The organism is Kineococcus radiotolerans SRS30216 = ATCC BAA-149, from assembly GCF_000017305.1.
GTDB classification, from domain to species: domain Bacteria; phylum Actinomycetota; class Actinomycetes; order Actinomycetales; family Kineococcaceae; genus Kineococcus; species Kineococcus radiotolerans.
Genome location: NC_009806.1, coordinates 173,121 through 182,572 on the forward strand (window position 1 = coordinate 173,121; position 9,452 = coordinate 182,572).

The 9,452-nt window shown below is 69.8% G+C and carries 15 protein-coding genes; 2 read left to right on the top strand and 13 right to left on the bottom strand.

Going from position 1 to position 9,452, the window contains the following annotated elements:
- Positions 1–18: 18 nt before the first annotated feature.
- The 13 genes from KRAD_RS23560 to KRAD_RS23615 form a co-directional block, all read right to left on the bottom strand.
- A complete protein-coding gene (locus KRAD_RS23560; RefSeq protein ID WP_012001880.1) occupies positions 19–633 on the bottom strand; it encodes a hypothetical protein in 615 nt (204 codons plus the stop codon).
- A gap of 87 nt (positions 634–720) precedes the next feature.
- Positions 721–1,482 (bottom strand): hypothetical protein, encoded by a 762-nt coding sequence (locus tag KRAD_RS23565; protein ID WP_049821590.1) that lies wholly within the window; start codon positions 1,480–1,482, stop codon positions 721–723.
- A gap of 144 nt (positions 1,483–1,626) precedes the next feature.
- Complete coding sequence (locus KRAD_RS24870; protein WP_012001878.1) at positions 1,627–2,298, bottom strand: DUF6884 domain-containing protein; 672 nt, start codon at positions 2,296–2,298, stop codon at positions 1,627–1,629.
- 208 nt (positions 2,299–2,506) lie between these two features.
- Complete coding sequence (locus KRAD_RS23575; RefSeq protein ID WP_012001877.1) at positions 2,507–2,881, bottom strand: hypothetical protein; 375 nt, start codon at positions 2,879–2,881, stop codon at positions 2,507–2,509.
- Positions 2,882–2,982: 101 nt separating this feature from the next.
- Complete coding sequence (locus KRAD_RS23580) at positions 2,983–3,627, bottom strand: hypothetical protein (protein ID WP_012001876.1); 645 nt, start codon at positions 3,625–3,627, stop codon at positions 2,983–2,985.
- A gap of 170 nt (positions 3,628–3,797) precedes the next feature.
- Positions 3,798–3,953 carry a hypothetical protein gene (locus KRAD_RS26340; protein WP_012001875.1) on the bottom strand — a complete coding sequence of 52 codons (156 nt, stop codon included), beginning with the start codon at positions 3,951–3,953 and terminating at the stop codon, positions 3,798–3,800.
- 220 nt (positions 3,954–4,173) lie between these two features.
- A complete protein-coding gene (locus KRAD_RS23585) occupies positions 4,174–4,560 on the bottom strand; it encodes a hypothetical protein (RefSeq protein ID WP_012001874.1) in 387 nt (128 codons plus the stop codon).
- A 157-nt stretch (positions 4,561–4,717) separates the two neighbouring features.
- Positions 4,718–5,065 (bottom strand): DUF5983 family protein, encoded by a 348-nt coding sequence (locus KRAD_RS23590; RefSeq protein ID WP_012001873.1) that lies wholly within the window; start codon positions 5,063–5,065, stop codon positions 4,718–4,720.
- Positions 5,066–5,206: 141 nt separating this feature from the next.
- Positions 5,207–5,479 (bottom strand): hypothetical protein, encoded by a 273-nt coding sequence (locus KRAD_RS23595; protein WP_157874029.1) that lies wholly within the window; start codon positions 5,477–5,479, stop codon positions 5,207–5,209.
- A 109-nt stretch (positions 5,480–5,588) separates the two neighbouring features.
- Positions 5,589–5,885, bottom strand: coding sequence for a hypothetical protein (locus tag KRAD_RS23600; RefSeq protein ID WP_012001871.1), 297 nt, complete (start codon positions 5,883–5,885; stop codon positions 5,589–5,591).
- A 96-nt stretch (positions 5,886–5,981) separates the two neighbouring features.
- Complete coding sequence (locus KRAD_RS23605) at positions 5,982–6,221, bottom strand: hypothetical protein (RefSeq protein WP_012001870.1); 240 nt, start codon at positions 6,219–6,221, stop codon at positions 5,982–5,984.
- A gap of 125 nt (positions 6,222–6,346) precedes the next feature.
- The gene (locus KRAD_RS24875; RefSeq protein ID WP_012001869.1) at positions 6,347–6,931 is read right to left on the bottom strand and encodes an Rv3235 family protein; all 585 of its coding nucleotides are present in this window, start codon (positions 6,929–6,931) and stop codon (positions 6,347–6,349) included.
- 142 nt (positions 6,932–7,073) lie between these two features.
- Positions 7,074–7,562: a hypothetical protein gene (locus tag KRAD_RS23615; RefSeq protein WP_012001868.1), complete on the bottom strand. Its 489-nt coding sequence runs from the start codon at positions 7,560–7,562 to the stop codon at positions 7,074–7,076.
- Positions 7,563–7,673: 111 nt separating this feature from the next.
- Between KRAD_RS23615 and KRAD_RS23620 the strand changes: the two genes are divergently transcribed.
- Both KRAD_RS23620 and KRAD_RS23625 read left to right on the top strand, forming a co-directional pair.
- Entirely contained in the window at positions 7,674–8,201 is a 528-nt protein-coding gene (locus KRAD_RS23620; RefSeq protein WP_012001867.1) for a hypothetical protein, read from the top strand.
- 233 nt (positions 8,202–8,434) lie between these two features.
- Positions 8,435–9,244 (top strand): hypothetical protein, encoded by an 810-nt coding sequence (locus tag KRAD_RS23625; protein WP_157874030.1) that lies wholly within the window; start codon positions 8,435–8,437, stop codon positions 9,242–9,244.
- Positions 9,245–9,452 lie beyond the last annotated feature (208 nt).

Sequence of the window (9,452 nt, forward strand, 5' to 3'; positions counted from 1 at the left end):
TGGTGCGGGCGGGGGGCGTCAGGCGGTGGGGGCGTACACGCGGTCGTTGCGGCACGCGAAGTCGTGCGCGGCCTGGTCGTCGTGACCTTCGGCGCGGTGCGCGACGTAGGCGCACTGGAACCCGACCCACCTACGGAACTCGGCCACGGCGTCGTCGTGCGGCTGCCCACCCCACCGGCCGACGAACGCGATGCCCTCGGACACGTCCGCGTCGTCGTGCGGGTCCAGTGCGGCCTTGACCGCGTTCAGCCGCAGCTTGGCGTCCAGCTCGGCGCGCGGGACGTACCGATACGACGACGTGCTGCGGTGCGAGCCGTCCGGGCGGATCGTGATGGACTGCCACGACGGGCCGTCCGCCTCCGGGGCCAGCCACGCCACCGTGGTCCATCCTCGCAGGGTGACGGTCACTGGGGTCATCCCCTCGGTCTGCGCGGCGGCGGCCCACGTCGTGACCTGCTCCGCGACGGCCTCACGCGCTTCGGCGGCGGTCTTGCGGGTCGCGACGAAGGGGCCGAACCGCACCTCCGAACCGGTGACCTGGCTGGTGTAGTCGGGGGCGAGGGTGGTCTTGCCGCGCTCGTGGACGGCCTCGACGGTGAGCTTCACGGCGTTGCGGGAGGTGGGGAAGTACATGGTGTGCTCCTTCGTGTCGTGGTGGCCCGGTTCGCTGCGGGCGGTGGGGCCGCCCCGGTCGTCTGTGCCGGGGCGGGGTCGAGCTAGTCAGGCGGCGCGGAGCTTGCCGGCCTTCTTGCTCGCCTTCGCCTGAGCGGCCGTCAGCAGCTCACGCGCATCTGTCCCCTGCTTCGCGGCCAGGGCCAGCGCGGCGCGGCCAGCGAATGCGGACCATCCGACGGCGTAGGGGTGGTCCTCGCCGTACCAGGCCAGGTCGAACAGGACTTCGGCGAGCTTGCGCTGCGCGGCGACCGCGGTCTTGACCGGGCGGCCCTCGTCATCCAGCAGCGGGGAACCGTCGGCTGCGGTGATGGTTTTCTCGGCGGCCTTGGCGCGCTTCGCGGCCAGTCCGGCGGCGCGTTCAGCCTGCTCGGCGCGGTCGCGCAGCTCGTCGGCGGTGAACACGGTGCGGGGGGTCACCGGGGCGCCGGGGAAGCAGACGGTGCAGGCGTCCTCCCCGATCACGTTGACCACGGCGTCGTGGTCGAGGCCGGATAGGTCCGCCAGGACGGCGAACCGGGTGGTGACGTAGCAGGTGGAGCACGAGGTGGAGGCGTGGACGTGACCCTTGCCGTTGGTGATCGCCAGGTAGGTGCGGGTCCAGCCGCTGCGGCGGTCCCATTCGCCGCGGTACGGGGCCTCGGCGGCGGTGGCGACTGCGACTGCGGCCTCGCGGCGGGCGATGACTGCCTCGGTGCCGTGGATGCTCTGGCGGGCGACGGACAGGCCGGTCTCGGCGTTCTGAGTAGCGGCCATGAGGGGGAACCATGCCGCGTCGATCTCGGCGGGGGTGGCGGTGGTGAGGTTCATGGTGGTCCTCCGTGGTGCGGCCCGGGGTGACGTCCTCCAACACCACAAACCATAGCACACTAGGCTAGAGGCCACTAGGCACATCCCGAACCGTCGAGGTGGGCGTGGGTTGTCGTCCCGGCGGGACCGCGAGCACCGCCTCGGTTACGCGCTGGAGCCGAGCAACGCGTCTGCCCGGCGGGCCGTCTCCACCTCACGCGCCCACGACGGCCAGGCTGAACTGCAGGCCGCGCACGACGGCATCCGACGGGCTGCGACCTCACGGAACGGGCGACCGACATGGCGGCCGCACTCGGTCAACGCATCCCCCACCCGCACCGCGTGCACGCGCGCTGGCTCCTCAGCGTGCTGGACGTAGCGCCAGGTCGGCAGGTCCGGCAGCAAGGCCACCAGACTCGCCGGATCCATTCTCCACGCCGCCAGACGCGCGAGCTGCTCCCCGATGCCCCCGGTTCCCGCCAGGGCGTCCAGGGCTCGCGGCCAGACGGCGCCCACCTTGCGGGCGTAGGCGCTCCCGGCCAGGACGATGACGTGGGCGGTGTCGAGCAGGTCGGCGCGCTTGGCCTGCTCCCGCACGATGCGCTCAGGAACCGCGATCGGAGAGTCCATGCGCAGCTCGTACGGGGCGACCTCGGCGTCGAGGGTCAGCAGGCCGTGCTTGGCGGACAGGATGCGAACGCGGTCCGCAGGGCCGACGGTCAGCGCCGTCGCCAGGCAGGCGCGGAAGTAGCTGCCGATGTAGAGGTCTCGCGCCGGCCTCAGAGAGTCCGCCTTCTTCCCTCCGCAGGGGATGATGACGAGGGGCTGCGTGGTCATGGGTCTCCTTCGTCTACCGGGCCCGGCTGCCGCCCCTTCAGGGCGGTACCTGGCACCGCGAGCGCGGGGTCGGTCCACCAGGCTGGTTCGTCTGCTGGTCCATCTGGCCGGTCTGCCCAGGCGAGGGCTTCATCTCTGCGAGCTGCTGCCAGCCGCGCGGTCCTGGCGAGGCGCTCGCCACTGTCTTGGGCGACTGGACCTGCTGTGGTCAGAGGTCGATGACGAGGCCATCGGGTTCGCCGGCGCTGTCGTACTTCGCCTTCGTAGCGAGCGGTTCGTCCAGAGCCTCGCCCAGGTCCACCGGCCCCAGGGCTGTGCCGTCGGAGAACTGCACGTGGCCGTTGCGGTCGTAGAAGTGGCCGTTGTCCCACTCCGTCGTCCAGAAGGTCACTCGTGTCGCGCTGGTTCCGGGGCGGGCGAGCAGATGCGCCTGCACCGGAGTCGAGGCGGCTACGGCAGTGCGGACGAGCTGCCCGAGCTTGGTGTCCAGACGGCGGGCCTGCTCGGCGTAGACGGCGCGGTCCAGGGCGTCAAGGTCGGCGTCGTCTAGGCCAGCAAGGGTGTCGATGAGAGGGCTGGTCACGGTGAGCTCCTGCTGGTGCTTGCGGGGTGGGGTGCTGTCGTGGGGTGGCGTCAGCTGGCGCCGGGTGCCGTCCGCCTCCTTGCGGGCGGCACCCGGCAGGGTCAGGCCGGCACGCCGCTGGCGGCGCGCACCCGACGGGCCAGCTCGATCAGCTCGTGCTGGCGCGCGGACAGTTCGGCGCCGTCGGCGCAGTCGGCCAGAGTGCGGATGATGCCCTCGACGTCGCAGGGGGTCAGGTCGACGGGCGTGGCCTGCTCGGCGGCCACCGCCTCCAGGCGTGCGGCCTGAGCGGCGTACCGGGCCGAGGGCAGTTCCCCGCGTCGCATGGACTCGTTCTCGGCTTCGAGCGTCACGTACCGGGCGGCCACCTCGCGCAGGCGGGCAGCTTCGGTGGCGGGCTCGTCCGTCGTGATGGTGCCGCCGTACGGGGCGTACCGCTCGTCCCACAGGTTGTAGCTGTAGGTGGACCAGGTGACCGTTGTGTGCTCGGCCAGGTCGGGGCGGTGCTCGGCCGAGGAGGCGGTGAAGACACGGTTGACGCGGTAGGTCTCGGTCAGGACGGCGTCGATGCGGGCACGGACGTAGTAGGCGCGGGGGGAGTCGGCGGGAACGGGGTGGCCGTTGATGGTGACGACCTCGACCTCGTAGGTGCCGGGCAGGATCGTGTACTTGTCCCACCAGGACGCGGTGGCGAGGGTGCGGTCCACGTACTCCGTCGCGGCGGGGATGGTCAGTGTGAGCGTCATCGGGATCCTCCTGGTCGGGGGTTCTGTGCGTCCTTCACGGCTTAAACCATAGCACACTAGGCATGAGGTAGGTAGGTGGACTTGGTTCGTGCTTCTGGCGGGCGCGCCGGCTCGGTCGGCGCCTCAGGGGATGCGCGGAGGTGAGCTGGCTCCGGCGGACCCGCGCGTGTTCAGGTCGCCGGTTCGATGGCGGTGACGTTGTAGGAGGTGGTGCGAGAGCTGATTTCCTCGCCCGCCAGGTGCTGGTCGTCGGCTTCGTCCTCTGAGTCGGCCTCGACCTCGAAGACGATGACCTCGGATCTCTCGACGACGACGCGGTACTTCACGGGGGAACGCCCTTCACTGGAGGTGGCGGGCACCGTGGGTGGCGGTCCATGGCGCTCGCGGCCGACGTCGTGCGGGTGCTTGGGTGGCGGGTCGGGCGGCGGGGGGAGTCGCCGCCCGACCCGTTCCGCCGTCCTTCAGCTGTCGGCGGTGGAAGGGGGGGCTTGGAGCGGGTGCACCGGGGACGGTGGTGCCGCCCCCGGCGCAGCAGTCGTGGGCTGGCTACAGCTCCCCGGCCAGCTGCGGCCGGTACTGGTAGGCCCCGCAGGCGGCGAGGCTCTCGAAGTCCTCACCGACGGCGTCGGCCAGGTGGTGCAGGCTGGCCAGGAGGTCGGTCAGGGCCGTCCCGAGGTCGACGTCGGCTCCGGTCTGCTCCCAGAATGCCCGGAGCGCTACCGCTGCCGCTCCGGCGCGCCGGGTGTTGTCGTGGGCGACGTCCTCGGCGCTCGTGCCGTTGCGGAAGCGTCCGTCGCCGTCGGCGAGGGTGAGCGCGGCGGTGAGGTCCGTCAGGTTCGCCTCGACGGTGAGGGGCAGGCTGGCGGGGGCGATGACGTCGGGGGTGACGTCAGGGGTGACGTGGGCAGCGGGAGTGGAAGTGGTGGTGGACATGGCCGGTACCTCCGGTGCTGGTTGGTCTCGTGGTGTCGACGGGGTCGCTGTCCCGCCAACACGAGAACCATAGCACACTAGTAGCACGTGAGGAAGAGGTTGGCCTCGACGTCATGCGGTCACGCCGCTGCCGCGCCCGTGTGCGCGGAGGTGCACGTCACCGGCGCGAGATCGCCCGCACAGCGTCGGCCCGTCCCGCCTCAGTCGGCGCGCCCCAGTCGTAGGCCGGCAGAGCGGGCATGGTCTCCCCGTCGGCGTCGAAGTTGATCCAGTGGATGTCCTCGCCCAGGGAGCGGGCGTAACGGCTGACGGCGAGGAGGTTGGGGAAGCCCGCGGCCCGCATCGCCTCGTCGTGCTCCTCGACGTCGTCGTGCTGCACGTTCACGAAGAGCCCGTACTCGTGGGCGATGACGCGCGGGCCGTCGAGCTGGAAGACGGACTCAGCGGTGTCGACTTCGCGCTGGGTGAGGTGGCAGGTGGACAGGTCCAGGTACTTCGCGATCACGGGTGACTCCTCCGGCGAGGGCTGGGCAGGTGGTATGAGGGCTGGCGCACCCGTGGGGGCCCACAGGGCGCGGTGGGTCGAGGCAGGGAGGGGCGCCGCGTCGGGGCCGGCGCCCGCCTCCGGCGCTCCGGCAGGGGGGGCTCAGGACGTGCCCATCTCGGGGTACAGGCGGCGCACCTGGGCGTCGGCCCATGTGCGCCGGTCCTCGGCGTCGTCGGCCTCGTCGAGGGCGTAGGCCCAGTGCTCGGTGCCACGGGTCCGAAGCCCCGCGCGCACCGCGAGCTCGGCTCCGGCGCGGCTAATCTGGGCCTCAGGGCGCTCACCGTAGTCGGTGGCCGCGTCGTAGGACTCAGCGGCCAGGATGTTGACCAGGTCCAGGCGGTCCAGGGCTACCCGCACCTGAACCGTGACCATGTGGCGCCCATTGCGGCGCAGGGTGGGCTGCATGCTTCCTCGTCTGGTCGGGGGCTGGTCCGCTAGCTGCTGGCGGTGTAGTGGACGGTCGAGAGCGTCGAGGTTGGGCTCAGCCGACCACCTCCCGCACGGGCACGTAGACGGCCAGGCCCCCGACGTGCAGGCTGGAGAAGGTGCCCTGTGCCATGGGCACCAGGCCGTCGTATCCCTGGGGGTACTGGGCCTTCAGCGCGAACGCCTCAGCCTCGGTGTAGCCGGGGAAAAGCACCCCGCCTGCCTTCTCGACCTTGCGGGCTTCTGCCGCGGTGACGGCCTGCGACTCGAGGCCGGCCTCGAAGGTGGTGTCGCCCTTGACGCCATAGGCGCTGTGCTGAGCGACGGTGTACTGGTCCTTGGCACTGCTCATGTGCTGCTGTCCTCTCGGGTGGTTGCGTGGGTTCGTTCTGCTGCCGCTGGCGGTCGGCGCCGGTGCGACCAGCTCGCGGTCTGCGGGCGGGCCGTGTCAGAGCCGGGTGAGCGAGCTGGTCGGGATGATCGTGACGTCGCCGTCGGCGCGGATGACGCGGGTGTGCGGGGTGAGGTTGGGGGTGCGCCGGGTGCAGCGGCGGGTGTGCTGGTGCCGCGAGAGGTAGGTGCTGTCGCTGGCGCAGCCGACGTACTCGACCCGGTCCGGGACGATGAACTTCTGGTCGGTGGCGATGGTGACCGTCTCGCCGGTGGTGGTCCAGGTGGCCTGTTCCATCGGGTGCCTCCGTGTCGCGGTGCCTTCAACTTGTGGCTAAACCATAGCACACTATGTACGCGAGAGGTACACGGATCCCGTGACGTCGCATCCCAGAAGCCGCAGCGCACGGAGACGGCGCCGGACTACAGCTCCAGAGCGGTGACACGAGCTCGGCGTCGACCGCGGTGATCGCGGTCGACGACCACCCGCAGCGCCATTGCCGTGAACCGAGCGCCTGTCCGCAGGATGACGGCCGCCTCGTAGACACCGGCCCCGACGTGGTGCAGGTGCACGCTCTTGACGACCGGCGTCACCAGTCCCGCCATGGGCTGAGCGACCCCAGGAGCGCACAGCCGGCGCTCGCGGGCGGCCAGGAGCTGCTGACGCCGCGAGACCGTCTGGTAGACCTCCGGACTGCACCAGCGCAGGAGCTGCTGGCGGGGGCGGCGGCTGGCGAAGACCCCCAGGTAGACGATCATCCATCGCCGCACCCAGTGCTCGACCTCTTCCATGTCCTGAGACGCCACGCCGGCCCCCGGTGGACGAGCAGGCGCCACGTCCATCGAGAGCACGAACTGCCCCTCGCACTGGGAAGCCTCGCCGAGCGGAGACCTCTCCTCACGAGGTGCTCTGCGGTGGACGTCGCTGAAGACGACCTGTCGGCTCTCCTCCCGCTGCTTGTCCTGCTGCCTGACGTACTGGCGAGCTGTGCTCTGGATCGTGTCCACGAGCTACTCCCTGGATCGGTTGGATCGGTGCCGAAGCCGGCTGTCTGGGGCGCGGCCCACGGCCGCGGAGCGGGCTGGAGAGCCACGCAGAGCCGTGAGGCCGGAAGCACGCGCCTCCTGGCCCCACGAGGGAGCGAGAAGGTCAGACCGCGGCGTGCGCGTCGCGCCGCTGGAAGGACCAGGTAGCGGCCTCGTCGTAGCCGGGGAGCCGGTTGATGGCGGCCCGCTCGATGGCAGCAACCCAGGTCGCCGCTCGGCTCGAGGCCCAGCCCGGGTGCTCGCAGCTCTGGTAGACGTAGCCGCGCGCGGCCTTCAGGATGGCGACGGTGACGTCAGCGCCCAGGCCGGCGAGCTCTGCGGGCCGCACCGGCTGCCAGCGGTAGGAGAAGACGAGCGCCGCGTACTCGGCGCGCTCGGAGTCCTCCATCGAGGAGTAGCGGTGCTGGACGCTGAGCACGTTCTCGGCCAGCAACTCCTGGCCCAGTGCATCGGCGCTGATGACGCGGGAGTCGAGGCACACAGTGTCGATGGGGTTCGTCCCCGGCGCGTGGTGGTAGGCGATGACCTGCCACTGGCGAGCGAAGGTCACCAGCAGGTCGATGTGGTCGTTCGACTGCACGTAGGCGCTCACGGTGGTGCTCCTCTATCGGTACCGGTTGTGTGCTGGCCGGGTCGCTGTCCGTCCAACACTCAAACCATAGCACACTAGTAACGAGGTGGGGAAGGTGGTAGTTTCTCCGTCATGAACTTCTCGGGTGACTACCTCGCCAGCCACTCACGGGAGCTGTGGGAGCAGAACGCGAACGACTGGCTCGGGTTCGAGCACTTCCCGCAACCGGTCATCGGATGCGAGCCGCCACCCACCGCCGACGAGGTGAGCCGACGTCTGGCGACGGCAGGCTTGCAGGTGGCGCGAGAGGTGCAGGAGCTCGTGGCGCTGCCCGCCGACCAGCAGGAGGGAGGGGCTGCGCAGGCGTGCCGTGCTCGGTTGGAGAAGTTGCAGGCCGAGATGGCGATGCTGAGTGAGCTACGGGAGGAGATGGTGAGGGCGGGCGCTCCGTGGTTCACTCGCCACGACATCGTGGTGGGCGATGAGGTGCTGGCGGACGGTGCCTGGTGGGAGGTCGCCCGTGTGAACCAGAGATCGCTCCGGGTGTGCCCGCTCGATGCCCGGCCGTGGCGCTGGGTGCGGGGGATCGTGCTGGGTTCAGAGTTGGTCGACCTGGACCGGGTGCAGGCGCGTCGCACTGCGGCCCACTCGCCACGATGAAGACCCCCAGCGTGGCCTAGGGGGGTCACTGTTGTGCTGGATGCGCTGAGGACGGCCAACGCGTGCCGTTCGGGCGGGGACGCCCCGGTCAAACAGCGGCATGGCCCGCGGGGGTGGGGTCGACGCATACAGTAATGACGCCACTTACCCAGCGCTCCGAGGTGTGCCCGGGGCAATGAGGCGCTGGGATTGGAAGCGGACAGCGGGGGGTGAGTCCCACTACGCTCCGCGTCATGAGCTGGGCTGACATCGACTGGGGCAACGCTCCAAGCTGGGCTGCCTTCGCGGCAGCCAGCATCGCGGCAACCTTCGCAGCACGAGCCTACCGGCGCGAGGAGCGACGAGACCGGCTCAAGACGACGCTTGAGATCAGGGAACAAGCGTCGAAGGTGGGAGCCTGGGTGGAGAAGAACCAGGGGTCCGACCTGGTTGTGCGCATCATGAACACGAGCGATCTGCCCGTGACGCAGGCGCGCCTTCGGGTGCATGTGACGTGGGAGCCATGTTCTGCGTACCGCTTCCACACCGTGCGTCACGATGGCGTCCGAGTGGGCAGCGGCTATGAAGACTTCGAGCTCGGGACGCTTTCGCCTAAGCATGATCAGATGTTCCCAGTCTCGCTCGAAGCTGAGCTCGCACTCGCTACGGCTCGATCTGCAACGTTGGAGCTGCAATTCGACGACGCTCAAGGGGTCTCGTGGACTCGAGATAATGGGCGTCTTGAGTCGGTGAAGCTCGGCCTCCAACCGGAGTGGCTCGCGGAAGTCCTCCGCTGGCAGGTAGAGAAGGAGCCAGGGCCGGTCAGCCAGTTCGTCCGCGACTATCAAAGGTGGGTGCCGTACTGGTTCAGGGAGGTGCGCCGGTGGATGCCTGATGCCGTTCGTGGCAATCGACGTCCCTTCCCGCAGATGCCTCGTAGGCAGCGGTCGGAACCACCCAGGATGCTTTCCTTGCGGGAGCGACGCATTCCCGACAAACGGGTCGACCTCACCAAGCCGCCTCTTGAACCGGGTGACCAGGGCCGGCCTCAAGAGCACGAGTGAGTTTGGGGCTACCGCCTCCAGGTGTTTTCGAGGCTGCGAGCCGTTGCTGTGGCTTGACGTTTGTGCGTCAGAGCCGGCGTATCGGGCCGTCAGGCCCGGGTACGCGGTGTTGCGTGGTGAGCGCGAAGCGCGACAGCAGTCGAACTTCATGACTAAGAACTCTGAAACTTAGTGGGTTTCGATTCGCGCCAGCGGAGCGAGACCCACT